Source organism: Planococcus rifietoensis, assembly GCF_001465795.2.
Taxonomy (GTDB): Bacteria; Bacillota; Bacilli; order Bacillales_A; family Planococcaceae; genus Planococcus; species Planococcus rifietoensis.
The window spans coordinates 2078645-2103177 of record NZ_CP013659.2 but is presented as its reverse complement, the minus strand read 5'-3'; the positions used below and the strand labels follow the sequence as shown (position 1 = coordinate 2103177).

The 24533-nt window shown below is 46.9% G+C and carries 23 protein-coding genes; 19 read left to right on the top strand and 4 right to left on the bottom strand.

Annotation, left to right across the window (positions count from 1 at the left end; translation table 11 throughout):
• Positions 1 to 43: 43 nt before the first annotated feature.
• The 9 genes from galU (at position 44) to AUC31_RS10460 (ending at position 9108) form a co-directional block, all read left to right on the top strand.
• Entirely contained in the window at positions 44 to 922 is an 879-nt protein-coding gene (galU, locus tag AUC31_RS10500; protein ID WP_058383250.1) for a UTP--glucose-1-phosphate uridylyltransferase GalU, read from the top strand.
• Positions 923 to 1008: 86 nt separating this feature from the next.
• Positions 1009 to 1524, top strand: a complete 516-nt coding sequence (locus AUC31_RS10495) for a hypothetical protein (RefSeq protein WP_058383251.1) — start codon at positions 1009 to 1011, stop codon at positions 1522 to 1524.
• A gap of 349 nt (positions 1525 to 1873) precedes the next feature.
• Complete coding sequence (locus AUC31_RS10490; RefSeq protein ID WP_058383252.1) at positions 1874 to 2635, top strand: hypothetical protein; 762 nt, start codon at positions 1874 to 1876, stop codon at positions 2633 to 2635.
• Complete coding sequence (locus tag AUC31_RS10485) at positions 2632 to 3864, top strand: glycosyltransferase family 2 protein (protein WP_058383253.1); 1233 nt, start codon at positions 2632 to 2634, stop codon at positions 3862 to 3864. Before AUC31_RS10490 ends, AUC31_RS10485 begins: the two co-directional genes overlap by 4 nt.
• Positions 3861 to 4877 carry a hypothetical protein gene (locus AUC31_RS10480; protein WP_058383254.1) on the top strand — a complete coding sequence of 339 codons (1017 nt, stop codon included), beginning with the start codon at positions 3861 to 3863 and terminating at the stop codon, positions 4875 to 4877. Before AUC31_RS10485 ends, AUC31_RS10480 begins: the two co-directional genes overlap by 4 nt.
• A gap of 17 nt (positions 4878 to 4894) precedes the next feature.
• Positions 4895 to 6580 (top strand): polysaccharide deacetylase family protein, encoded by a 1686-nt coding sequence (locus AUC31_RS10475; RefSeq protein WP_058383255.1) that lies wholly within the window; start codon positions 4895 to 4897, stop codon positions 6578 to 6580.
• 142 nt (positions 6581 to 6722) lie between these two features.
• Positions 6723 to 7433 carry a hypothetical protein gene (locus tag AUC31_RS10470; protein WP_157073487.1) on the top strand — a complete coding sequence of 237 codons (711 nt, stop codon included), beginning with the start codon at positions 6723 to 6725 and terminating at the stop codon, positions 7431 to 7433.
• Positions 7434 to 7501: 68 nt separating this feature from the next.
• On the top strand, positions 7502 to 8404 hold the full coding sequence (locus AUC31_RS10465) for a hypothetical protein (RefSeq protein WP_058383257.1): 903 nt from the start codon (positions 7502 to 7504) through the stop codon (positions 8402 to 8404).
• Positions 8405 to 8550: 146 nt separating this feature from the next.
• Complete coding sequence (locus AUC31_RS10460; protein ID WP_058383258.1) at positions 8551 to 9108, top strand: DUF4126 domain-containing protein; 558 nt, start codon at positions 8551 to 8553, stop codon at positions 9106 to 9108.
• A gap of 80 nt (positions 9109 to 9188) precedes the next feature.
• Here AUC31_RS10460 and AUC31_RS10455 read toward each other — a convergent pair whose 3' ends face one another.
• Positions 9189 to 10382: a LysM peptidoglycan-binding domain-containing protein gene (locus AUC31_RS10455; protein ID WP_058383259.1), complete on the bottom strand. Its 1194-nt coding sequence runs from the start codon at positions 10380 to 10382 to the stop codon at positions 9189 to 9191.
• Between the two features lie 322 nt (positions 10383 to 10704).
• Between AUC31_RS10455 and AUC31_RS10450 the strand changes: the two genes are divergently transcribed.
• Positions 10705 to 11214: a GyrI-like domain-containing protein gene (locus tag AUC31_RS10450; protein ID WP_058383260.1), complete on the top strand. Its 510-nt coding sequence runs from the start codon at positions 10705 to 10707 to the stop codon at positions 11212 to 11214.
• Positions 11215 to 11293: 79 nt separating this feature from the next.
• Here AUC31_RS10450 and AUC31_RS10445 read toward each other — a convergent pair whose 3' ends face one another.
• On the bottom strand, positions 11294 to 11731 hold the full coding sequence (locus tag AUC31_RS10445) for a competence protein ComK (protein WP_058383261.1): 438 nt from the start codon (positions 11729 to 11731) through the stop codon (positions 11294 to 11296).
• Positions 11732 to 11970: 239 nt separating this feature from the next.
• On the opposite strand from AUC31_RS10445, the gene AUC31_RS10440 reads away from it, so the two are divergent.
• Positions 11971 to 12459 (top strand): sigma-70 family RNA polymerase sigma factor, encoded by a 489-nt coding sequence (locus AUC31_RS10440; protein ID WP_058383262.1) that lies wholly within the window; start codon positions 11971 to 11973, stop codon positions 12457 to 12459.
• Positions 12460 to 12528: 69 nt separating this feature from the next.
• Positions 12529 to 13797, top strand: a complete 1269-nt coding sequence (locus AUC31_RS10435) for a sensor histidine kinase (protein ID WP_058383263.1) — start codon at positions 12529 to 12531, stop codon at positions 13795 to 13797.
• A 46-nt stretch (positions 13798 to 13843) separates the two neighbouring features.
• On the opposite strand, the gene uvsE is transcribed toward AUC31_RS10435, so the two are convergent.
• Entirely contained in the window at positions 13844 to 14716 is an 873-nt protein-coding gene (gene uvsE, locus AUC31_RS10430; RefSeq protein WP_058383264.1) for a UV DNA damage repair endonuclease UvsE, read from the bottom strand.
• Between the two features lie 98 nt (positions 14717 to 14814).
• Here uvsE and AUC31_RS10425 point away from each other — a divergent pair, with 98 nt between their 5' ends.
• A complete protein-coding gene (locus AUC31_RS10425; protein WP_058383265.1) occupies positions 14815 to 15300 on the top strand; it encodes an SRPBCC domain-containing protein in 486 nt (161 codons plus the stop codon).
• 138 nt (positions 15301 to 15438) lie between these two features.
• Here AUC31_RS10425 and AUC31_RS10420 read toward each other — a convergent pair whose 3' ends face one another.
• Positions 15439 to 16197 (bottom strand): NRDE family protein, encoded by a 759-nt coding sequence (locus AUC31_RS10420; RefSeq protein WP_058383266.1) that lies wholly within the window; start codon positions 16195 to 16197, stop codon positions 15439 to 15441.
• A gap of 270 nt (positions 16198 to 16467) precedes the next feature.
• Here AUC31_RS10420 and AUC31_RS10415 point away from each other — a divergent pair, with 270 nt between their 5' ends.
• The 6 genes from AUC31_RS10415 to AUC31_RS10390 all read left to right on the top strand — a co-directional run bounded on the left by AUC31_RS10415 (position 16468) and on the right by AUC31_RS10390 (position 24526).
• Positions 16468 to 18138 carry a diguanylate cyclase domain-containing protein gene (locus AUC31_RS10415; protein ID WP_083509163.1) on the top strand — a complete coding sequence of 557 codons (1671 nt, stop codon included), beginning with the start codon at positions 16468 to 16470 and terminating at the stop codon, positions 18136 to 18138.
• 304 nt (positions 18139 to 18442) lie between these two features.
• Positions 18443 to 21703 (top strand): ATP-binding protein, encoded by a 3261-nt coding sequence (locus AUC31_RS10410; protein WP_058383268.1) that lies wholly within the window; start codon positions 18443 to 18445, stop codon positions 21701 to 21703.
• An 18-nt stretch (positions 21704 to 21721) separates the two neighbouring features.
• On the top strand, positions 21722 to 22414 hold the full coding sequence (locus AUC31_RS10405) for a response regulator transcription factor (RefSeq protein WP_058383269.1): 693 nt from the start codon (positions 21722 to 21724) through the stop codon (positions 22412 to 22414).
• A 224-nt stretch (positions 22415 to 22638) separates the two neighbouring features.
• Positions 22639 to 23061, top strand: coding sequence for a DUF4870 domain-containing protein (locus AUC31_RS10400; protein WP_068347039.1), 423 nt, complete (start codon positions 22639 to 22641; stop codon positions 23059 to 23061).
• Positions 23062 to 23103: 42 nt separating this feature from the next.
• Positions 23104 to 23892: a YveK family protein gene (locus AUC31_RS10395; protein WP_058383270.1), complete on the top strand. Its 789-nt coding sequence runs from the start codon at positions 23104 to 23106 to the stop codon at positions 23890 to 23892.
• Positions 23834 to 24526, top strand: a complete 693-nt coding sequence (locus AUC31_RS10390; RefSeq protein WP_335339089.1) for a CpsD/CapB family tyrosine-protein kinase — start codon at positions 23834 to 23836, stop codon at positions 24524 to 24526. Before AUC31_RS10395 ends, AUC31_RS10390 begins: the two co-directional genes overlap by 59 nt.
• The last annotated feature ends 7 nt before the right edge of the window (positions 24527 to 24533 follow it).

The following is a 24533-nucleotide window of genomic DNA, read 5'->3' as shown; positions in this document are numbered from 1 at the left end:
TACTCTCAAGTAAACGACTGCATTAAGAAAGGTGAGAAGGTCCATGAAGATCACAAAAGCAATCATCCCCGCAGCAGGTCTCGGCACCCGTTTTTTGCCGGCGACAAAAGCGATGCCGAAAGAAATGCTGCCAATTGTCGATAAGCCGACAATCCAATATATCGTTGAAGAAGCGATTGCTTCAGGCATCACCAGCATCATCATTGTTACAGGAAAAGGCAAGCGTGCCATTGAAGACCATTTCGACCATGCCTTTGAACTTGAACATCTCCTGAAAGAGCAAGGGAAGCTCGATGTGCTCGACTCGGTACTTGCTACATCAGAAGTGGAAATCCATTACATCCGCCAAAAACAGCCGCTTGGCCTCGGCCATGCCATCTGGTCGGCCAGGCATTTTATTGGAGATGAGCCGTTCGCGGTGCTGCTCGGGGATGATATTGTCCAAAATGATCCACCGGCGCTTCACCAATTAATCGAGCAGTTCGAGATAACGGAGAGCCCGGTCATCGGAGTGAAGGAAGTAAGCGATAGTGAAACGCACCGTTATGGAATCGTTGCGCCGTCCGAAATTGACGGTGCTCTCATGAAAGTCGACCATTTTGTCGAAAAGCCAGAGCCAGGCCATGCACCTTCAAATTTCGCCATCATGGGCAGGTACGTCCTAACGCCAGAAATTTTCCGCTTATTAGCCGAACAGGAACCTGGAGCAGGAGGGGAAATCCAATTGACCGATGCCATCGAAAAGTTGAATGCGATCCGTCCTGTCCAAGCATTTGCATTCGAAGGAAAACGCTATGATGTAGGCGAAAAATACGGTTTCATCGAAACGACGATTGAGTTTGCCTTGCAGCGGCCTGAATTGAAAGCGCAGTTGCTCGACCTGTTCGAAAAGAAATTGGCTGAGGAAAAGGCAGGACAATAGTTTGATATAGTGATTGAATTTTCTGATAATAAATGACATACTTGATATATCTTCAACCGAATGGACATAGTGAAGGAGGAGATCCGATGATTACAGAAGATGATATCCATGTCGACTACCGGATTGAGATGCGGCCCGGTACAGAAATCTTTGCCTGTAAAGCTGATTGCACGTTGAAGGGGCAGGAAGAACAGCCGCAAGTCGGGGATGCGCATTTCTATCTGTTCAATCCCCAGCGCAGTTCGCTTGAGTCGCTGGCCATGTATGCAGAGCATATCTCCGAAGGCTTGGGAGATGTTTATCGGGACTTGAAGCATATTCCGGATATCGATGATGTCTTTGGCTTGGTCGCGGTTTTTGACGATTTGCAGGTGACTGAGGAGGAGCGGAACAAAGGCATCGGGGAATCGTTCGGCCAGAAAATGCTAGAGGAGCTTCGGTTCTTGGATGTAGAGTTGCTGGTCGTTATCCCAGGCTATTATACGAATACCTCTAAGCAGGACGAAGCATACAACAAAAAAATCAGGGCGTATTATAAAAAGAATGGATTTAAGCGCTTAAAGAAAAACATGGAAAATCCGGTCATGTACACATACTTGTGACAAGGAAGCTGCCGATCCGGCAGTTTTTTTTCTTGCTCATTTTTATAGAGGAGTGGGAAGGAAAACGAAATAAATTTTAAAAGTTGATGGCAATTTTTGTATCCGCTTTCAAATGCTTTAGCTTAAGCATAATATGCCTTTCTTCATAACGATAATGATATCTGAAAATTAGAATTATATAGACATTTGTGCCTAATATATTTAAAAAATCACAGGATATTATTACTGACAATACTTTTTATACTAGTTTAAATTAATCTAATGTAGTAGTATAGGTTTATGATATTTCAATATTTATAATATTGGAATAAATAACAGGTATTTTAACCTATGCGATGGGGTGGGCGGAATGAAAAATAATTTAAAGCTCGGAATTCTGATTTTGATGGTGCTTGGATTCGGTTGGGCGTTATTCTCGCTGGTTCTGCCTTTTTCCACCGAAATGCTGCTGGTGGCGGGGCTATCCATCTTGTTCATGACATTAATTCATGAACGGTATGTATTCCTCTATGGCATAAGCATCATTTTGAGCTATGGGGTTTTCTTGACCGTATTTGCCTTTTTCTTCACACAGCGGCCGGATTTGGAAATCATGTATGTCTATAGCCACTTGCTGTTCACCGGCTTCATCTTGTCGTTCTGGTTGCTGCTGAACCAGATCAAGCAGATCGGCTATGAGGCGAGCGAATTGCGGCGCCAAGTGCAGCTTCTTCAGAAATACCACGGGGAAACGGATATCCTGACTGTCAATGAGTTCACTGAACAGGCGCAATGGGTGTTGAAGACGACTGAGCGCCGTCAGGAAGAAGCGTGGTTCGTCGAAATCACAATCAATACGAAAAACAAGCGCACTCAACAGAACATTAAAGAATCATTGGAGCGGGCGACTTTGTCGACCATCCGCCAGAAGTTTGACTTGGCGACTTCGACCGGGCAATCGATTTACTTGCTGCTCAAAGATATTGATGAAGAAGGGGTGCGCCTCATGATGGAGCGCTACCGTGACAAGGTGAAGCAGGAATTGAATTTACTGGATTCGCCGTATGAAGTCAGAAAGGAGCAGGTGTCCAATTTGAATGAATTGTCGCGTGCTTTGGGTAGAGCCATATGAATATTCTCATCACTGCCACAGTTGTCCTGTTTTGGATTTTGCTGCTGTTCTATTCCGCGGTGACGATCGGGGGCGTCTGGTACCGGCTGCGGTTCCGAAACCCGCCGAAGATCAAACATTATCCGAGCGTGGCCGTGTTGATCCCTGCACATAACGAGGAAATCGTCATTGAAAATACATTGCGCGCCATGGCGCGGCTGAAATATGAAGGCAAGCTGGATGTATATATCTTGGATGACAGCTCGAAGGATGGAACAGCTGCTATCGTTCAAGAATTTGCGGAAGTCTTTTCGCGCATCCATTACATTCCTGTGCCGCCCGGCAATCCGAAGGGTAAATCACGGGTCTTGAACTACGGTTTGAGTGTCACGGATTCGGATTATTTTGTCGTCTATGATGCCGACAACGAACCCGAGCCGGATGCGTTGGAGAAATTGGTCCAGGCGGCAGAAACGGTGCCGAACGCTGCAGGGGCTGTCGGATATGTCAAAACGAAAAATGTCGATACGAATGTGTTGACCCGTATGATCGCACTCGAATTCCAAGTGTTCCAACTGCTCATGCAATGCGGCCGCTGGGCTCTTTTCAGACTTGGGTCTCTCGCCGGTACAAATATGCTTCTGCGCCGTTCGGTCATCGAGAAACTCGGAGGCTATGATGTGTATGCCTTGGCAGAGGATGCCGAACTGACAGTCCGTCTGACAGCTGCAGGTTATGTTTTGCCCGTCATTCCGACTTCCCGCACTTGGGAACAGGAGCCCGAAACATTGAAAGCGTTCATCAAGCAACGGACACGCTGGCTGACTGGCAACTTGTATTTGCTGGAAAAATCAATGAAGGATTGGTCGCACTGGAGAGGCAGAACTTTCGTGCTTAGTTTGCAGCATCTCTTCACATACCTGATTTTTGTGTTGATGTTGCTGATTTCGGACATCTTTTTCATCCTAAGCATTTCCGGAGTTGATATCCCGAACATCGGTGCGCCGCTCATGATGCTTTGGTTTATGACCTATATCGTCTATACCGCGCAGCTTTTGAGTGCGCTCGTCGTCGATCGGAATGTTTCATTGACCAATGTGCTGTATGTGCTGGTCATGTACTTCACGTATGCCCAACTGTTCATCTTGCTGCTGATCCGCAGCGTGGCAACATATACATGGAGCAAATTGCGCAAAAAAACGATTGCCTGGGACAAAACCCAGCGCTTCAAAGGGAGAGTGGATTCATGAGGAAATGGCTCTTGCCGGTGATGACTGTGGCAATGCTCGCTGCCTGCAGCGAGGAAGCGAACGAACCGTCGCCGCAACCTGATGAACAGCAGACACCAGAAGAACAACCGGTGGAGCAACAAGCAGTGCCGGAGGATTTTGCGGAAGCGTATTTCGACGAAGATAATTTTATCCATGCCTACCCATCAACTCCCGATTCGCAATATTTGTCCGAGAGCATCGGCTTGTATATGGAATACTTGGTCATGATGGAAGATGAAGAAAAGTTCGCAGAGCAATACGAAAACCTCATGGATGAATTTGTGGTGGAAGAGGGAGATGACTTTTTCATTAATTGGCTGATTTTCGAGGATGCTACCGTCAACGCGTTAATTGACGATATCCGTATTGCGGCTGCGCTCAGGCAGGCAGATCAATTATTCGGCCAGCCAGAGTACTCAGAAACCGCAGACCGGATCATCGAAACCATTTCACGAGTCCAGACAAATAATGAATATACCGTTGATTATTACGACTGGGAAGTGAACTACCCTGCGCAGCGCGTGACACTCAGCTATTTGATTGCAGATGTCCCTGAAGACATGAAAGCCGACCAATTACTTGAAAATGTCAATGCAGACGAAGTGTTTTTCCCGGAGTATTTTGATGTGGCGGATGAAAAATATGTCGAAAATGAAATCGTCCATATGATTGACCAATTGCTTATTGCGATCAATCGGGAACGTATCGGCTTGTCTTCTGATGTTTTCGAAGAATGGTTGAAAACTGAATGGGAAGAAGAAAACCGTCTGTATGGCAGATATGATCGAGAGACGCAAGAACCAACAGTCACATATGAATCTCTGGCGATGTATTTCTATATGAATGAGTATTTTATAGCAATCGGTGAACAAGAGCGGGCAGATGAAGTGAAGGCCCGCGCAACGGAAATGATAGAGGGGAATTCCGACGGAGAAACGCATTTCTTTGACTTTATCCATTATCATCTGATGATGGAAGACGAGACGAAGTAGGAAAGGGGGCGCTGTTGATGAAGAAAATAATATCTTTCCTATTGCTGCTCACCTTCCTGGCCGCAAACCCTTGGCTAATCGCTGCAGCTGATGACTCATCCGGCGAAGAACGGAAAGTATTGATCCTGTATCATGCTGAAGAAGACACACAAAAAGAAGAAGTGCCTATTTTGGATATGCTGGTCGGGCATTTTAGTTCGGATATCACCATACAATCCATTGAGGACGCTGCAGCTGAATATGTCAAAGGCGATTATACGCATGTCATTTATTTTGGCCTTGGAAGACGGCAATTGACGGAAGAGGAATTATTCATTGTCGACCAATACGATGACATTAAGAAAATGTTCATCGGAAACTATTTTGAGTATTTCAAGGAAGCGCCGGACCTGCGCATCAATGATTACCGGACGATCGACGCAGTGGCCGGAGATGGTAAACTTTTCGACTTAAAGGAAGAAAAGGATATGATGCTCATCAATGGCATTGAGCAGATGGATGTTCTATACGAAGGGCAGGCATCTGACGGATCGTATCCGCTGATCTTTAAGAACGATAATTTATATTATGTCGCTGCCAACTCAATTACTGGCAAGCTCAGCGATATTGTCGGTGAATCATTCTTCGATTTTTTCGATGAAGAAAAAAACCAGCCAAAAAAATTGATCCGCCTGGAAGACATTCATCCGAGAAGCGACCCGGTTTTGGTCAAGCAAGTTGGCGATTATTTGGCAGAGCGGAATATTCCATATGCGGTGACGGTCGTGCCCGTCTATACGAATCCTGATACTGGCCAACGAATCCATCTATCTCAAGCGATTGAATTGGTGGATGTATTGAAAGAGATGCAGAAAAATGGGGCCAGCTTGATTCAACATGGCTATCTCCACCAGTATCGGGAAGATGAAACCGGTGAAGGTTTTGAATATTGGGATGTGGATCACGACCGGCCTATCTATCAGTCGAATACCGCTGAAGTAAAACTGCGTGAAGATTTTGCTTCGGATGAGGAATACCAAGATTTTGTCCAGAATGTCGGCTTGCCTTATGAACAAACTCATATTTATGATTCTGTCGTCAACGGGGTCTATGAAATGACGGCAGAAGGATTGTATCCAATCGCTTTTGAAGCGCCCCATTACTCCATGTCTCAAACCGGCTATAAAGAGCTATCCAAGTATTTCACGACATATATCGGCCAGATCCAAATTTCCGATCGGACCTATGACGGCACATTCGCGCCATTGTACGAATCTACTCCGGCAGGCCTTCACGGCATGAAAGTCATTCCGGAAACAATGGGCTATATCGATCCAGAGAATAAACAAGCGGTCGATGAAATGATGGAAAATGCCGATTATGCTGCACAATTCAGCGATAGTTACCTGGCGTTCTTCTATCACCCTTACTTAGGGATCGAGAAGTTCGATGAATTGATGACCCAATTGGAGAAATACGATCAATATGAATGGGTTGACTTGAAAGACATGGACCACAAAACGGAAGTGGACGGCATGATAGTCGAGACAGCAGATGGTGATATCGAGGTTTCGCGCCCAATGAGTGTCCTTGTTGCGCAGACGACCAGAGATCTTTGGTGGGTTGCTGTTCCGTTAATCATTTTCGTCATCATCGCTGCAGCCGCTCTTGCGCAGAAATTCCGCAGGCGCAAAACGGACAGCGAGTTCTGGGAAAAGCAATGAACGCAGTCAATTAGAGAAAAGTGGGGCAGGGAATTTCTCTGTCCCATAGTTTTTTTGTGCAAGCTAGTGTAAGATAATTTTGGTAATGGAATTCAATATCTTTTTGAGTTTTTACCAATTATTTTACGAGGAAGATAATAAAATGAATAAATTGAAATTTTTACCTTTTTTCATATGCTTAGCATTGCTTTCGGGAATCGCATTGCTTTATTTTCGTTGGCCCTTCTATGAATATGCTGTAGCGGCTGCTTTCCTTTCCGTTCCTTTTATCTCATTGCTGCCGAGAAACTGGTTGCCGTCCTTTCTGTTTCTCGTCTTGCTTGCGGCGATTGCGACTGCATTTCAACAGCCTGCAGCTTCACTGACATCGATCGGAACTTATTGCCTGTTGTCGGTATTTCAATTTTCGCTTTGGGTTGTTTCTGATCAGGTGAAATTGCTGGGGGAAGAAACAAAGCGCCTGAAAGAACAACGGCAAATCTTATTGCGTAAAGAAGGGCAACTTCGTGCGCTGGATTTACAGGAATTTGTCGAACAGGCTTTATGGATGTTGAAAACAAGCAAGCGTGAAGAACGCACTTGGTTGATGGAAGTGACGCCTTTTGTCAACTGCCCCGTCCAGACATCGGAATTGGAGCGGGCGGCATTGCAGTCGATTGTCCGGGAGCGGGATCTCGTAACAAGCCAAAAAGGCGCAGTTTATGTTTTGGTCAAGGAAACAGAAGGGGATTCGATACAGCCTTTATTGAAACGCATCGAGCAAAAAATGAATGCGAAGAGTGAAGCGGCAACATATGAAGTCAAAAAAACAGCGATTACCACAGTCGGTGAAATGGGGAGTTTACTCAGTTGAAGCGATTAAAGAAAAGTAAATTATTTATGTTGGCGTTTTTAGGGAGTTTGGTGACAGGAGGATGCGGAATGGTCAACGGGCAAGGGACGACCGTTCAGGAAACGGTCGCTTCCCATTATGTGAATGATGAAGGCGTCATCCACGCCTATCCGGACAATCGAGAGTCTGAATATTTATCGGAAAGCCTCGGCTTGTATTTGGAGTATTTGCTTCAAGTTGAAGATGAAGAAAGTTTTGCTGAGCAAGCGGCGATATTAAAAGGCCGTTTTTTGGTCGAAACAGGCGGGCAGGTATTTATCCCTTGGCGCTTATACGCAGAAGCGAATGTGAATGCATTGATCGATGATGTGCGTATCGCATCGGTTTTGGAAGGTGCGGCGGAACAGTTTGCAGAACCAGCTTATCTGGAACTTTCACAGCAGATTGTTTCTGCAATTGAAGACCGCCAACACCAGCAGGGGACAGCTGTTGATTATTATGACTGGTCCTATCGGATTGCGGGGAACCGGCTTACACTCAGCTACCTCATCGACGAAATGACCGTGCTTCCGGAATCGTTCGCTATGCTGGATACGGGAGAGCGCGAAGTTTTTTTTCCGGAGTACTATGACTTTGATGAAAAAAAATATGTGAAAAGCGGCGAAGTCCATATGATCGACCAATTATTAATTGCGGTCAATCGCTTTGATCAAGGCCTCCAATCCACTGAATTCGAGAGCTGGTTGATCGAAGAGTGGATTAATCAAGGCCAATTGGCCGGGAGGTATGATCGGGAAACTGGAAAACCGACTGTCGATTACGAGTCCCTGGCAGTCTATTATTACTTATGGCAGTATTTCGAACGAATCGAGCAAGCGGAATTTGCGAAGCAGGTAGTTGAGCGTGCGGAGTCGCTCGCAGGAGAGGAATTGCCGGGCGACCTGCATTTCTTTGACTTTATCCATTATCAGATGATGATGGACGAACAATAATTGAGCTGTTTCGGCGGAAGGGTGAAAAGGGAAATCCTTTTCATCCTTTTTGAATGGAGAAGATGCGGGTGTTTTCAGCTCATATAGTTAGTTTATTTTTCAGAAGGGTATGGAATCGGTAAGGAAAAGTTTGTGGAGGTGGTTGAATGGAGATGGTCATGGCGGTTTTTATTGGCCTAGCGCTGAGCGCGACGGTCGGATTCCGTATTTTCACACCATTATTAATAACAGGGATTTTCGAACGAGTGGATTGGGTCACTTTATCTGAGGGTTTCAGTTGGGTTGGCAGCACGCCAGCGCTTATTGCATTCGGTGCAGCCACGATATTCGAAATTCTGGTCAACTATATTCCGGCGGTCGGGTCGTTTATGAAATTGATTTCGACGCCGGTTGCGGCACTTGCGGGAATTTTGCTGACCGCATCGTTTATCGGCGATATGAATCCATTTCTGGAATGGGCAATCGCGATTATCGGTGGAGGCGGCGTAGCTACCGCTTCACATGCAAGCTTGACGGCAGTGAAAGGGGTCAGCGATACAGCATTGATGGGACCGGCTGTCTCAGTTGCAGAGGATGCCACTGCCACGATTGCCCCCATTTTGATTTTCTTTGTGCCAGTGCTGGCGATCGTCTTTTTACTCGGGATGGCGTTTATTATTTTTCGTTTGTATAAACGTTTTCTATACAGGAAAAGACCGGCTTGATTTGCTGTGGAATCAATATTTTATCAATCACGAAATATAAAAAAGCCATCCGAGGATGGCTTTTTCTTATGCCTTCAATGTCAGCGGGGAATGATCAGCACTTGGCCGACGCGAAGCGAATTGACATTGGTAATGTTATTCGCTTTGGCGATCGCAGTGACGGTCGTATTGTATTTTCTAGCGATACTGTACAGTGTGTCGCCGGCTTTCACTGTATACTTGACGCTCGTCACTGGCGGCGGTGCTTGTTTGACTGGAATGATCAAGACTTGGCCGACGCTGATAAGGTTGGTATTGGTGATTTTATTGGCGGATGCAATGGCTGCGACGGTTGTGTTGTATTTGCTGGCGATGCTGTAAAGTGTATCGCCGGCTTTAACGGTGTATTTGACGGTTGTGGATGGCGGCGGCGTCGGGGCAGTTGTACCCGGAATCACCAACACTTGGCCGACACGTATCAAATTATAATTGGTGATGTTATTAGCTTTTGCAAGAGCGGCAACAGTGACATTGTATTTTCTAGCGATGCTGTAAAGCGTGTCACCTGCTTTGACTGTGTAAGTCGCTCCACCTGTTGGAGGCAATTTCAACAGCTCGGAAACGGTGACGAATTTATAGCCTTTCGCTTTCAGTTTGCTGATCATGCCAGGCAGTGCACCGGGGGTTCCGGAAGCTCCGGCACCGGTATGCATCAAAACGATGGAGCCTGGCACAATATTGTTGACGACTTTATTGGTGATTTCCGTGGACGATAGGCCTTTCCAATCGATGGTGTCGATATTCCATTGGATAGTATGTGTGTAACCTGCATCACCGACTCCTTTAAATACGGTTGCATTGGAGGCGCCGAATGGGGCTCGGAAAATAGGTTTCGTCGATTTGCCTGTGACATTTTTATAAGCGGTTTCGGTTCGGGCAAGTTCACTTTGCATAGCGGCAATGCTGATTTTCGTGAAATCCGGATGTGAGTAGGAATGGTTGCCGACCTGATGTCCCGCATTGGCGATGTTGCGGATCCAGGTCGGATGATGATTGATGCCGGAACCTGTCAGAAAGAAGGTGGCTTTGACGTTATTGGTTTTCAGTGTGCCGAGAATTTTATTGATATTCGTTCCGTCAGATCCATCATCGAACGTTAAGGCCACCGCTTTACTTGTCGTATTGCCCTTCGTGACATAGGTAGAGGACGCGGCATCGGCTTGACCTGTGAACGACAGCAGTGAAAAGAGCAATAATCCCGTGATAGCTAGCAATTTGCTCCATCTGGATAACATTCTGCTCACCCCTTATTTAATTTAGCCGACAGACGGCTTATGTAGTTGGATAAAATTGTATGATTCAAGGCTCAAGAGTTTGGTTAATTTCTATTAAAGGCTGGCTTTTTATAGTCTTATTATATCACGTTCTAATACAAAAACTATCTTTATGATTGAAAATTCAGTTAATATTATTTAAGCTATAAGAAATCTTTCCTAGACAATAAAGGCTTCCATTTGAAACAAAAAGCTGCAATTGAGCGGGCATGAAAGCGCGAGTGTCTGAAAGGGTCTCGCGGCGGGTATGGAAAAGCAAATGATGGAACGGGAGGGCTAGTGCATGCATTATATGAATGAACCGACCATTGAAGCAAGGGGGGAACAGCCATATGTCGGCATTACAGCCAGGATTTCAGGACATATTGGACAAGCGCCTGACCTGGCGGCTGAAGTGTTGTCATGGCTGAGTGCGCGTAACGAATCGCCTGCTGGGCTGCCATTTATTCGCTTCTGGTGCCTGGATGACAATGACCAGCGCCTGATCGAAGTCGGCATACCGACCAAAAAACTGCTTGCTGAAGATCAGCGCATCCTGTCTGGGTATTTGCCGGGGGGAGATTTTGCCCATGCCATTCACATTGGGCCGCCGGAACAATTTTGGGTGTCAGCGGACGCGCTAGTGGGCTGGTTGGAAAGGGAAGGGCTTTCTGCAGCGCTGCGCTACGAAGCTGAGACAAAGATATGGGACGGGCACATGGCTTTTTTTGTCACCGACCCGCTCGAAAAAAAGTCGAACGATGACTGGGCGATTGAGTTGTTTGTTTTGCTGCTTGCTGATCATGCCGCATAAAAAGAAGCCACGCCATTTGCCGGGATCTGCCGGCAGACGGCGTGGTTTCTTTTTGGAACAGTGGACAGGACCATGATCATTAAAACACTATTTCGTGCAGCCGTTTCCGCTGTTTGGACAAAGCATGGATAGAGGCGTCGACCTCCTTGGCGATTCCGTAGCGTTCGTAAATGATGCGTGTCTTGAAAGTAGAGACTGCCTCCAATGTATATGGATGTTTGAAGATCCATACACAACCAAGTTGGGAGGGGGGGTGAGTCGGAAAGGCGGCGAACCCGCAATGTGAAAATAAAATAATATTTTCTTCATATGCCTTGAGATTATGACGTGTGGCTTTTCTGCGTTCGCCATTAGGAAAAGAAAGCAACATGGATGCTTTATCGATCAAAGTTAGCGGCGAATCGGGCGAATAGAAAATGCCGTATGTCGTGGTGATGCGTGAACGCCTTCCTGTCTCATACCATGATTCGAGAAATAAGACCTCCCGATCGACCTGCAAATCGCCGCAATTATTCATTCCGTTCCGCTCCTTTTAGCATTGTGTGAAAATCGTATCATTTATGATTTAATGAATCAATAGTATTTGCTTAAAATTGTAATTATTATGGTAATTAATAAAATCCTAAGTATCATTAAATGGATTTATTATCCAAATAATAAAGTATTAATATTCATATTCCGTTCTGGACGTAAAGAAGAAGCTTTCATAAGCTGTACTCACCCGGGAATAAACAGGACGTCCAGAAGGAAAAGAAGATGGAAGCTTTTACAGAAGTGGCAGACCAGTATGCGCCGATGATCTCATCGCTCATCCGCAAATTGAATATTTACACCGATTACGATGCATTCCGCCAACTTGGGTTTATCGCGCTATGGCAAGCGTGGGAAAAGCATGATCCGGAAATCGGCCATTTCGCGCCGTTTGCCTATCGCAGCATCAAAGGCGCCATGAAAGACGAATTGACAAGGCGCCAAAAAGGAGGCAAAAAGGTCAAGAATTCCGATTTATTTCTTGAAGAGGAAGAAGCGGTGGAATGGGTGGCCGAACAATTGCCGGACTGGCTGGATGCGGCTTTGTTGAGCCCGAAAGAAAGAAGGCTGCTTCAGGAGATGTATATAGATGGCTATAGCCTGACAGAATTGCAAAAACATTATGGCGTCACATTATCCGGCATGAAAAAGCGCAGGGAAAGGACCTTGACAAAGATACGCGCGGCAATTGACCATCCTTATAAAGATCGTTAAAAATAGCTGGAAGGGGAGGGGAAGTTATCGGTATAATAGTAATCTGAAACGGGAAAGGGAGGTGCAGCCATGGAAGCAATGATGACCGGCATGATCAATAATATTTTCTTCATCATTTTTCCAATCATCCTCTATCAGATGTTCGCGACAGCCGGGCAGCGAAACTTCTTCGTTAGCCACAGGATCACCATGACGATCTTGTTTTCCATCTCCATCATCCTATGCATGGTGTTTCCGTACCAATTTCTTACGGAAGATTATATATTCGATCTCCGGCAAGTACCGATGATTGTCGGAGCTTTATACGGCGGGCCCCTGGTCAGTGCGGTGCTGTTTATCGTATCGGCTGTCGGGCGTATAGCCATAGGCGGGGATGGCATGTATATCGCTATCTTGAATCAGCTGTTGGTGGCCGCAGGCGTGCCTTTTCTTGGTCCGCTTTACCGGAAAGTCAATCGCTGGTGGAAAGCGGCGCTTGTTTTCATTATTTCGATTGTGTCGCTGCTATTCAATATGTTTGCGGGCTATTTCTTCTTTGGGGACCCGATCCACAACTTGATTGGAATCTGGCTTATGCTCATGCTCAATCAAGGCGGCATCATCATCTTGACTGCTTTGCTCATCGAGCATCTGCAAAAACAGGAGTATTTATATAATTCGCTCATGCGCCATGAAAAGATGGAGACGGTCAGCCATTTCGCGGCGGCTGTATCCCATGAACTGCGCAATCCGCTGCAAAGCGTAAAAGGGTTTGTCCAGCTGCTTCAAGAATATGAATACCCGCGGGCGAAACAGCTGGAGTTCCAGCAAACCATTCTGGAGGAAATCAAAGTAGCCGAAGACTTGATCGACGATTACTTGATTTATGCAAAGCCGGTTTACGGTGAAATGAAGCGCATCGAGGTGGAACCTGAACTATCCCATGTCATCAAAATCATGACGCCTTATGCCAATGCCAGGAATGTAGAAATTTTTGTACAGGGCTCTGACGCTGCCAGCCCGATTCTAGGCGATTCGCAAAAACTCCATCAGGCTTTGGTGAATATCATCCGGAACGGCATTGAAGCAATGACGGATGGCGGAAAACTGCAGGTCGAGCTTGAGACATCTGCCCATACGGTTTGTGTGCATATCCAAGACGAAGGCGTGGGCATGACGAAAGAACAAGTCAAGCGTCTCGGGGAACCGTATTTCTCCAATAAGTCGAAAGGGACAGGGCTTGGTCTCATGGTCACTTACAGCATACTCAATCAAATGGGCGGAGATATTACCGTAGAATCGGAAGTCGGCAAAGGGACTAAATTCACATTGGAATTTCCAAAACTGCCGAATGGATAAAAAAACCGCCTGGATAGCCGAGCAACGGCTGTCCAGGCGGTTTTTGCTATTGGTTTTGGAGTTTGTGGAGAAACGGCAACACCGCTTGTTCCTTCAGTTTTGCTTCAAACATGATATCGACTTCATAACCTTCGACAAGCTTCAGCAATTCAGCAAAATCCTCTTCTGAGATGAGGTCATGATGGCGCAGGTCGGTGAATCCTTCTCGTCCTGTGCTGATGTGGATTTTTGGGCGCCCGTATCCTTCCCAAGTAGCCAGAATTTCCGAGAAATCGACCGGCTCCCCGTCGTTATTGCAATTATGATGATGTATGTCGAAACAAATCGGGACTTGGCACATGGCGTGAACATCAAGCACATCGCGCAATGTGAAAGTTTTGTCATCATTTTCAAGCCTCAATCGCTGTCGGATGCTAGCGGACAACATCAAGTAATTGTCGGCAAAACGCCGTTTGGCAGTTTCTTTATCGCCATATGCCCCGCCTGTGTGCAAGATGATGTCTGTGCCGCCGAGCAATTGAATCAATTTGTCGTGGTATTCAAGGTCTTCAATCGATTTCCGGACTACTTCAGGCTTAGGTGAATTCAACACCGTATACTGGCCAGGATGAACGGAAATGCGTATTCCATGCTCATCTACCAATCGGCGGATCTCGCCAGCAATCGCCAGGAAATCTTCATCTTCCCACCAGCGCCAATCATTGATTGGATGTGTCGACAACGGGATAATGGAACTCGAAGCGCGGTAAAAAAGAATGCCTTGTTCCAAATTCCAGCGAATGACTTCTAAAGTGGTTTCCATATTTTGGATGGTTAATTCTTTAATCTTTTCGATTCCTTCTTTTTCGGCTGTGGCTAGACGCAAGGTGCGAAAAACCGTTTTCAGCTCGGTGTTCATGCATGCATATCCTAATCTCATCGTTTTCAGCTCCTCCCGCACAATATACCCGATTTACGTCGAAAACACACGGAACTTGGGTATACTATTTAGTAAAGACGAGTGGAGGAGGAATTTCAATGACAGCAGAAATCACCAAAAATCCTACCGGCTACAACGCCACATTCGACAGATACTTCGAGCATTCCCTGGAGCAAGTATGGGCGATGCTGACAGACAACCACAAAATCCATCGCTGGTTTTCAGGCCTTCAAATGGAGGAAGAAGGCGAAACGGGCCATCTGACATTGGACATGGGACATGGGAAAAAGAAAGAATTTCCCGTCACTGACTATAAAACTGGAGAACTTCTAGCTTTTGAATGGGGTGATGACCATGTGCGGTTTGAACTGGGCCCGGATGGCCAGGGAACGAGAGTGAAGATGGTCGAAACTTTACCAAATATTACAGATCAAACCCCGAAAGACGTGGCGGGGTGGCACGTAGCGCTGGATATTATGGAAGCGATTTTGGATGGCCGGGGAATTGAGCGCACGTCTGAATGGGAGCGCTGGTATCCTGAATATAAGCGCTTGTTCGAAAGCATGGGCGTCGATTTTGCATAGAATGTTGAAGAACCCCCAAGCGGGCGATCCGCTTGGGGGTTCTTATCGGCTTTTTAATAGGGAATCGTTTCATTGGATGTATGGAATCACTTCCTAAAAACTAGATGAAATACCCAAAGAGGGTGGAAGCCGCTTGCTTCAGGAAATCTGGAATTCGTATTTGCGGTCTTCACGGAACTCGCCATTTTCATAGCTTCGCTCAGCGAAAGTAACCAGCCCGTCGTGATCGATGAGCAATACGGTGGCTGAGCGTGTTCCATAATCGGGCATTTTGATGAACATCGGCGACAGCGCACGTTCCAGATCCAGGCCGACGCCGGTTTGCGGGAGCAAGTGATCGGGCGCTTGTTCAGCATCCGCTAGAATTTCAAACAGGCGGTCGAGTTCCAAGTGTTCGTTTACCGATACATAAGCCTCAAGCTTCTCTTTTCCGCGCTCGACTTTCGGCCAAGGCGTGTTCAGGAAATGATTGCTTAACCCGTGCGTGCCAGGCGGAACTTTCACCGGTTCGCCGTGAATATTATTGTAATAATACAGCCCGTCGGCATCGCCTGCGATCAAATTGAATCCCGCATATTCCTGGTCATCGATCTCCCGCAAATAATCTTCAGGAGCGATATGGCCATCGAGGAATTGCGTGACCAGTTCGCCCCGTGATTTGGCGCCGGCTGCCATATGTTCGGGGTCCCGGTAATTGGTCAGTGCAGCGAAGCGCCCCGATTTATGGACGCCGAGCCAAGTGCCCATCTGGCTTAAATCGCGGCCGGCGAGAATTCCGTGTGAATCTTTCCAGAAATGGGCAGGCGCAGCGGGGCGTCCGTAAAACTCATCCCGGTTTGCGGCGACGATTAATTTATAGCGGGGGTGCTGCTGGAATTGCAGATTGATTAAGCACATAATAGTCCCTCCTAGTTGCGCCCGAGTGGTGGAATGAAAGCAAAAAATCAGTTTGGCTGCATGAATCTGCTTTCATTATAGCGGATACAGATGAGCTTGGCTTATGGAGTGCTTGGCAGTTGGGCGAGTGGAATCCATTGCATGGACGGTAACAAATGTGTCGATAGACGTTACAGCTAGGCGTAAAGTTCCTGATGAATGGAAAGTCTGATAAGATGTTAAAGAAGTTAAAACAAGTCAGTGGCATTATGGGGAATTGGGGGATTGAAGATGGGGAGAAGGCCTGAACGATTGGCGTTAGAGCGTGTATTGCTCGAAGGGATAGAAGAAATGATTTTCATTGTCAGGGTTGAAAAGGATGCTTGGGTTTACGAGTTCATCAATGAGGCGGTTAAAGTCAATACGCAATTGGATGACTCCGCCCTCGGAAAGGCATTTCGTGAAGTGCACGAACCGGAAATAGCACGACAGCTGATCCATTTTTATGAGAAGGCTTTGACGGCAGGGACGAGCATTTTCTATGAGGATTCTTATTATGCCCCAAACGGTGAACTGCGTTATTCAAAGTCGCGCTTGACGCCGATGTTCGACGATTCCGGCCGGTGCAGCCATATCGTCAGCGTGGTCAATGATGTGACGGAAGAAAAGCTGGCCAAGCATTCACGCGAAGAAGCGCTCAGCCGGCTGGAAGAAAGCAATGCCAAATATCGTTCGTTGTTTGAAAGCAACGGCGATGCGGTATTCACTTTGACATTGAACGGGCAAATCAACGGTGGGAACCGGATGGCCCGGACGTTAATCCAGCGTCCCATCAGCGAATTGGCAGGCAGGGATTTCTGCGAAGTAGTCGAACCAGCCGAGCATATGAGATCGTACGAGATCTTTCAAGAGGCAAGGGCAGGCCTCTATAAAGACCATCGGCTAAGCCTGAAAGCCGAGAACGGGGAAGCTATCGGCTGTTTAGTGAAATTCATTCCGATTAGCGTCTACGGAAAAGTCACCGGCTATTATTTGATGGCGAAAAACATGACTGAGCTGGATAGGCTGGTCAGCAAATATTTGGAGAGCGAGAAGAATTTTCGCGTGATTGCCGAGAATGTGTACGACGTTGTGATCTTGATGAATAGGCAAAAGGAATATTTATATGTATCCCCCTCGAGCCAGGAGATTTTCGGCATTGCCCCAGAAGAAGCGGCGTCGCAAAAACCGTTCTTTAACGTACACCCCGACGACTTGGCGCTTGTCGCTCAGCAGTTTCAGGAAGCTATGCAACAGGCAGGCCCATATTCCTTGCAGCTGCGCTTCGATCACCCGGCACGCGGATGGATCTGGGCGGAAATGAACGGAACTCCCGTTTACGATGGGGAAGGCGTGTTTTCACATATGGTCATGATCGTCCGAGACATTTCAGTTCAAAAGGATTACGAAGCCCAGTTGGAATATTATGCATTCCATGATTCCTTGACGGGCCTTCCGAACCGCCGCTATTTCCAAGAATACAGCCAGAAAAAGCAACAAGAGCAGGAACGGGCAGGCGGGAAAATAGCCTTGGCTGTATTGGACCTTGATGATTTCAAGTACATTAATGATGAATATGGCCATGATTTCGGAGATATGGTTTTGGTTGAGTTTGCGGGGCGCTTATCCAAATTGGAAGAACAAGGGTATATTCCTGCCAGGATGGGCGGCGATGAATTCGTTATCATTTTGGAAGGAGTAGCGACCGATTCCGCGGCTCAAGCAGCTGCACAACACATCCATGGTTTGCTTTCGGGCAACTGGGTCATCCATGGCAATACCGTCCCAGTCAATTTCAGTTTAGGAGCGGCTGTAGCGTCTTCGGCAGAAGAAAGCATTTCCTCCATATTAAGGCGGGCCGATGAAGCGATGTATAAAGTTAAAGGCAATGAAACAGATGCATTTCAATTACTAAAACCGTAAGCGGATGCTTACGGTTTTTTTGATTCTTTTGAACTAAGGCGTGAGAACGGCTTTATTTATTATAGGGCAAAATATATATTTGAATATTCGGAAATTAAAATGGTTTTCTTTTCCTGTGATAAATGATATGATTTCGTTAAATCAATAAACCTAGTTAATATACATAAAATGGATTAAAAAAACTAAAAGTAAATCTTTTGCCTTAGGACAAACGATTATTTCCTGCTATTTTGCGCTCCGTCCAATAAATGAGATTCCGAAAACTATAGATATCTGATAATTCGGATAAAAGAGGTGCAGTGCCATGAGTTATTTCGATGGGAAGATAAGCTCAGCTCTATTCTTTTTCCTCGTATGCTGTTTAGTGTTTTCCGGTGTCGGCATGAATATTTCAGCGGAGTCCAGCCGCCAGCTTGTGCTGGATGAGGGGATAGAAAAAATTGCAGCGGGCAGCCGGCTTTCTGTATTTGAAGACGAATCAGGCAGTTTGCAAATCGCGGATATTGATCAACCTCCATATGTTTGGAACTTCATGCCCGCTGGCAATACCCCGTTGAATATCGGGTTTAGCTCCTCGGTTCATTGGCTCATGCTTGAAGTGGAAAACAAGGCACAAACAGACACCGAATGGCTTCTCGAACTAGGGTCATCGAGTGTCGACGAAGTGAGCCTCTATACAGCTGATGGCGAAGGCGGATTCACGGTGGAGCAGGCAGGCCAGGAAGTTGAGGCGGAAATCATCCACAGGACGGCAGTTTTTCCGATAGCGCCGCCTCCAGGCGAATCGATCGTTTACTGGATGCGTGTTGAATCTTCTGCGCCGATTCAATTGCCGGTGACCGTTTGGAATCGGGAAGCATTCGAGAGCCAAACCAGGGAACAGGTCGCGTTTGTCGGGGTGCTTGGCGGGCTCGGGTTAATGTTTTTGCTCTATTATATTCATCGTTTTACTGTAATTCGTCAGCGCGCGTACTTGTATTTCGTCATTTATGCTATCACGGCGTTTTTCCTTTTTTCTTCTGCAGCCGGTTTGAGTTTGGATGTGATCTGGCCAGAATTGGATTTGTGGAACGGGCATAGTATGTTCTTCATGGTCGGGCTGTCAGCACTGTCGGTGACGCTGCTGACGGAAGGCTTATTGAATACGAAACGCCATTTGCCTGAAACGGACCGCATGATCAAATCACTGCTCATATTCAATGCAGTGGTGTTAACTACTTTATTCATTTCGCTCGAATGGGGGAGGCTCTTGCTCGTACTGTCACTCAGCTCCACACTGGCTGTCAGCTTGTTATTGGCAGCTTACGGCATGAAAAGGGGATTGGTGCATGCCCGTTATTACACGGTCTCTTTAATTTTCTTTTCAGTTGCGGCTGCTTTGAATGCCTTTTATGTCTCCGGAATCTTGCCGGTCACAATAGCAGCTCAGGGATTGATTTTCTTTTTAGGCATCTTTGCGGTCCTGTTTGCTGCATTAGCGCTGCGGGACAAAGAGAAAATCAGGGAGCAGGAAAGGCTTCAGCGTGAGCGAAATTCTACAGAACGGCAGCGAATTGAAATCGAACGACTCCGGCAAGCCAATGAACGCAAGGACGAATTGCTCGCCATTACTTCGCATAGCTTGCGGACGCCGCTGTATGGAATGGTCGGAATTGCAGAATCCCTTCAAGAATCGGCCTATAGCAAAATGCCGCATTCTGTTATCCAGCAATTGGAGACAATTTCTGAAAGCGGTAAAAAGCTGGCGCGAATGATCAATGAAACACTGGATTTTTCAGGGCCGAAACATCATATGCTGTCGTTGCATCTAGAAAAAGTGAAACTACCAGCCATCGGAGATTCTGTCATCCGCTTATGCACCCCTTTGCTGAAATCGAACGAAGTTAGCCTAAAGCATACAATTCCGGCTGATTTTCCGGAAGCGATTGCCGATCCCGAACGGGTGCGTCAAGTGCTCTACAACCTTGTCGGCAATGCAGTAGAGCATACGGAAAGCGGTGAAATTACCATTTCCGCAAAAATTATCAAAAAACAAGTCGCCATTACGATCAAAGATACAGGAAGCGGAATGGAAGAACAGCAATTGGAAAGCTTGTTTGACCCTATAGGCACTTCAACGACCCCTCATCTCGGCATCGGGATGGGGCTGAAAATCACAAAAAGGCTGGTGGAAATGCAGGGTGGCTGGCTGAAAGCAGAGTCGGCCATCGGCAAAGGATCTTCTTTTACCTTCACGCTGCCGCTTACAGAAGAAGAACGGGAACAGGAATCTGTGTCGCCAACAGAAATCAGGGAACTGACGGCTTCGCAGTTGGCAGATTCGCTGATCAAAGAAAAGAACGTCAAGAAGGGGTTGCGCATCTTGGTCGTGGAAGCGGAAGAAGTCAATCGCTTGATGCTGGTCCATCAGCTTAAAGGAGAAGGCTATAAGGCGGAAGGTGTCAGCTGCGGCGAAGAAGCGCTCGTGCATTTGGAGAATCGGCCAGCAGATTTGGTCATTCTCGATGACGAGCTTCCGGATATGGCAGGAGATGAATTATGCCGCCGCATCCGGGTCAATGCGACTTTGACTGAATTGCCGATCTTGATGCTGTCCGATAAAGAAAGTGTCAAAGAGAAAACAAATGCCTTCAGTGCAGGGGCCAACGATTACCTCGTGAAACCATGCGATGTCGAAGAGTTTCTCATGAGAGTGGAAACGCTCGCTACACTGCGCAGCATGACACAGGAAATCACCAATTTGAATTTCTTCCTTGAACGAAATGTCAAAGAGCGGACGATGGCTTTGGAAATCACCAATATGAACTTGTTGACGGTTAATGACGAAATCCAGGAAGTTGAAAAATCGCGCAATGAGATGCTCTCGGCAATTTCACATGAATTGGGCACGCCGATCACCCTGATCCACAGCTATATCCAGGCAGTGAAGGAAAGCTTGATAGAAGAAAACAATCCGCGCTATTTGGATATGATCCATAAAAAACTCTTATTGCTGGAGCGTTTGACAGAAGACTTGGTGGAGCTGTCGAAATACAAATCCGGCAATATGACGCTGCGTTTCGGAGAACTGAAGTTGGATGAGTGGCTGGAGAGGATTGCGGCCTCCATGGAAGCGGATCTTGCGCAAAGCGGCAGGCGCTTCCGATTCGAAAAGCCAAGTGGAAAAGAACAACCAGCGGATTGGCGGCTTTTGGTCGATGTGGACCGCGTCGATCAAGTCTTTTCGAATTTATTGTGGAATGCGGTCAAGCACACGTCGCCGGAAGAAGGGCGCATCACTTTGTCGGCAAGCATCCGGGCAAGTGCGAACATGCTGGATGAAACAGAAGCGGATGGCGAGTTGATCATCCGTGTAGAAGATAATGGATGCGGCATCCAAAAAGAAGCATTGCCGCATATATTCGACCGGTTCTTCAAAATCGATGAATCGATCCATTATAAAGGAAGCGGGCTTGGGCTCGCGATTGCCAAAGAAATTATTCAATCACATAAAGGCGAAATTTGGGCGGAAAGCGAAGAAGGCGCAGGCAGCACATTCATCATTGCCCTGCCCTTGAGATACTAACCCATGGGAGGGATCTTCATGAACAGTGCGACTGTATTGATTGTCGAAGACGAAGACGGCATCCGCGAATTGATGCGTTTGTTCTTGGTGAAGAAAGGCTATAAAATCATCGAGGCCGAAGACGGCTATGAAGCGATGGATGTATTGTCGAAAGAAAATCCGGATTTGATCTTGCTGGATATCGAAATGCCGGGGATGAGCGGCTTGGAATTATGCGAAAAGATCCGCATACGCACCAAGACGCCGATCCTTTTTGTCAGCTACCGCAAAGAACTGGCTTATAAAATTCAAGGGCTGGAAGTAGGGGGAGATGATTATATCACCAAGCCCTTCGATTTTACCGAACTCGAAGCGCGCGTCAAAGCAATCCTCCGCCGCAACGGCTGGAAGAGTGGGGAAGAGGACAAGCTGTCGATCCTGAAATTCGGTGATCTTCATATCCATGTTGATTCACGCGAGCTCTATGTGAAGGGCAAGCCCGTAAAACTCTACCATAAAGAATTTCAATTATTGCTCTTGATGGCCCAGACGCCGAACCGTGTCTGGACAGCCGAACAATTATACGACCAAGTGTGGGGCTATTATTCAGAAGGCGATGTCCAAACCGTCAAGGTCCACATCAGCAATCTGCGCCGGAAAGTGGAGAACGATCCAGCCACCCCGCGTTACATCCAGACCGTTCGGGGATTCGGCTATAAGTTTATGAATTGATATGGGAAGGCTGATCGTTTTTGCCAAACAGGCAAAAGCGGTCAGCTTTTTTTTATTTGCCGAAATTCCATGAAACTTTTTGCGTGCAAACATGACAAAAGCGCCACGAGGAATAAATTTTTTAGATAAATAAAACTAGTGAAACTATTTAACTTTGTTTTAACCTGCTCTCTTTAGTATGGGTTTTAACCGATAGGAAGACAGATCTCAAGGAGGAAAAGCAAATGATTGAAAACAAAATCAAGATGACGAATGAACCGCCTGTCAGTTTCGAGCAGCAGACCGTCTTCAAGCAGAGCCGGGAAGCCCCGAGTACACAGCCTTCCATCACTGGGCTTGGCCTTTCGGAAAATGTTGCAGGATCGCTTGCGTATTTGCTCGGATTTTTCTCGGGGTTCATCCTGCTGATGGTTGAACGGGAAAATCGTTTCGTCCGCTACCACGCTTTCCAGTCCGTATACGTCTCGATTCTTTTTTTTACACTGTTTACAGCAGCCGGCATGATGCCGATGACGGGATGGGTGGCCGAAGTGCTGTTGATGCCGATCGGCTTGGTATTGTGGATCATCCTTATGTTGAATGCGCATAACGGGAAGGCGCTTCGCTTATGGATCATCGGCCGCTTTGCAGAAAAACAGCTCCACTGAACAAGCAAAATCACCCCGTACATGGGGATATGAGGTGAAGACATGGAAAGTACATTCAATATGAAAGAGTTTTTCAAAAACCTGAAGAAACGCCTGCCGCTCATCATCGCGATGACAGTCGCTTTTGTCGCTGTCGCGGCAGCTGTCAGTTATTTATGGATGAAACCTGTCTATCAGGCATCGACGCAGATTCTCGTCAATAAAGCCCCGGCAAATGCCCAGGAATTCAGCATGCAGGATATTGATACCAACCTCCAGCTGATCAGCACCTATAACGTCATCATCAAGAGTCCAGCGATTTTGACGGAAGTCATCAACGAACTCGGGCTGAACGAAACCGTGCAATCACTGAACGAGCGAATCGAAGTCTCCAGCATCGAGGATTCACAAGTCGTGACACTCGAAGTCGAAGACGGGTCAATGCAGCAGGCGGTGTTGATCGCCAATACGACCGCCAAAGTGTTTGAGCAGGAAATCCGCAATTTGATGCGTGTCGACAATGTCAGCATACTCGCCCCTGCCACGATGCCTGCAAGCCCTGAGCCGGTTAAGCCGGATCCGCTGTTCAATATGGCAGTTGGCGCAATCATCGGCTTCATGCTCGGGACTGGCCTTGCGATTGTCCTGGATCAATTGAACACGACGGTACGCACGGAAGAAGATATCGATGAATTGCTCGGGCTGCAAGTGCTCGGCGTGGTGAGTCCGGTCGGCGACTTGGACAGAACGGATAAACCATCGAAACATACTGACAGAATGGAGTTGGATGAGAATGTTGAACCAGACAGCGTCAAAACGGCCGCTCGCCCGAAAGTTGGTAGCACGTATTAAACCGAACTCGGTGATCAGCGAACAATACCGCACGATCCGTACAACGATCAATTTTTCCTTGCCTGGCAATGAAATGAAAACTTTATTGTTCACTTCCGCTTCGAAAGAAGAAGGCAAATCGACGACTTCAGCCAATATGGCCGTTGTATTTGCAGAATCCGGAAAAAAAGTGCTGCTGGTCGATGCGGATATGCGGAAACCGACTTTGCATCACACCTTCAATTTGAACAATCATATCGGTTTGTCGAATTTATTGGTCGGCAAAGGGGAGCTTGAGCAAAGTGTGCGCGATAGCGGCATCCGTGGCCTGGAGCTGTTGACATCAGGTCAGGTGCCACACAACCCGGCAGAACTGCTGGATTCCCCGGTGCTGGATCAATTGGTCGCCGAGATGAAGGAACGCTACGATTTGATCATCTTCGATTCACCGCCGATCTTGTCGGTGACGGATTCCAAAATTCTTGCGAATAAATGCGACGGCACAGTGCTTGTAGTCAATACCGGAAAAACCGAAAAGCAAAGCGCAATCAAGGCGCGGGACAGTTTAGCGACTTCAAGAGCCTATATCGTCGGAGTCGTGATGAATAATTACAAACTCAGCAAGGACCATTATTACAGCCATGAATACAATTAATAAGCGG

Coding starts and splice junctions, on each gene's coding strand:
- galU (WP_058383250.1), top strand. CDS start 44: ATGAAGATCACAAAAGCAATCATCCCCGCAGCAGGTCTCGGCACCCGT.
- AUC31_RS10495 (WP_058383251.1), top strand. CDS start 1,009: ATGATTACAGAAGATGATATCCATGTCGACTACCGGATTGAGATGCGG.
- AUC31_RS10490 (WP_058383252.1), top strand. CDS start 1,874: ATGAAAAATAATTTAAAGCTCGGAATTCTGATTTTGATGGTGCTTGGA.
- AUC31_RS10485 (WP_058383253.1), top strand. CDS start 2,632: ATGAATATTCTCATCACTGCCACAGTTGTCCTGTTTTGGATTTTGCTG.
- AUC31_RS10480 (WP_058383254.1), top strand. CDS start 3,861: ATGAGGAAATGGCTCTTGCCGGTGATGACTGTGGCAATGCTCGCTGCC.
- AUC31_RS10475 (WP_058383255.1), top strand. CDS start 4,895: ATGAAGAAAATAATATCTTTCCTATTGCTGCTCACCTTCCTGGCCGCA.
- AUC31_RS10470 (WP_157073487.1), top strand. CDS start 6,723: ATGAATAAATTGAAATTTTTACCTTTTTTCATATGCTTAGCATTGCTT.
- AUC31_RS10465 (WP_058383257.1), top strand. CDS start 7,502: ATGGTCAACGGGCAAGGGACGACCGTTCAGGAAACGGTCGCTTCCCAT.
- AUC31_RS10460 (WP_058383258.1), top strand. CDS start 8,551: ATGGAGATGGTCATGGCGGTTTTTATTGGCCTAGCGCTGAGCGCGACG.
- AUC31_RS10455 (WP_058383259.1), bottom strand. CDS start 10,382: ATGTTATCCAGATGGAGCAAATTGCTAGCTATCACGGGATTATTGCTC.
- AUC31_RS10450 (WP_058383260.1), top strand. CDS start 10,705: ATGCATTATATGAATGAACCGACCATTGAAGCAAGGGGGGAACAGCCA.
- AUC31_RS10445 (WP_058383261.1), bottom strand. CDS start 11,731: ATGAATAATTGCGGCGATTTGCAGGTCGATCGGGAGGTCTTATTTCTC.
- AUC31_RS10440 (WP_058383262.1), top strand. CDS start 11,971: ATGGAAGCTTTTACAGAAGTGGCAGACCAGTATGCGCCGATGATCTCA.
- AUC31_RS10435 (WP_058383263.1), top strand. CDS start 12,529: ATGGAAGCAATGATGACCGGCATGATCAATAATATTTTCTTCATCATT.
- uvsE (WP_058383264.1), bottom strand. CDS start 14,716: ATGAGATTAGGATATGCATGCATGAACACCGAGCTGAAAACGGTTTTT.
- AUC31_RS10425 (WP_058383265.1), top strand. CDS start 14,815: ATGACAGCAGAAATCACCAAAAATCCTACCGGCTACAACGCCACATTC.
- AUC31_RS10420 (WP_058383266.1), bottom strand. CDS start 16,197: ATGTGCTTAATCAATCTGCAATTCCAGCAGCACCCCCGCTATAAATTA.
- AUC31_RS10415 (WP_083509163.1), top strand. CDS start 16,468: ATGGGGAGAAGGCCTGAACGATTGGCGTTAGAGCGTGTATTGCTCGAA.
- AUC31_RS10410 (WP_058383268.1), top strand. CDS start 18,443: ATGAGTTATTTCGATGGGAAGATAAGCTCAGCTCTATTCTTTTTCCTC.
- AUC31_RS10405 (WP_058383269.1), top strand. CDS start 21,722: ATGAACAGTGCGACTGTATTGATTGTCGAAGACGAAGACGGCATCCGC.
- AUC31_RS10400 (WP_068347039.1), top strand. CDS start 22,639: ATGATTGAAAACAAAATCAAGATGACGAATGAACCGCCTGTCAGTTTC.
- AUC31_RS10395 (WP_058383270.1), top strand. CDS start 23,104: ATGGAAAGTACATTCAATATGAAAGAGTTTTTCAAAAACCTGAAGAAA.
- AUC31_RS10390 (WP_335339089.1), top strand. CDS start 23,834: ATGTTGAACCAGACAGCGTCAAAACGGCCGCTCGCCCGAAAGTTGGTA.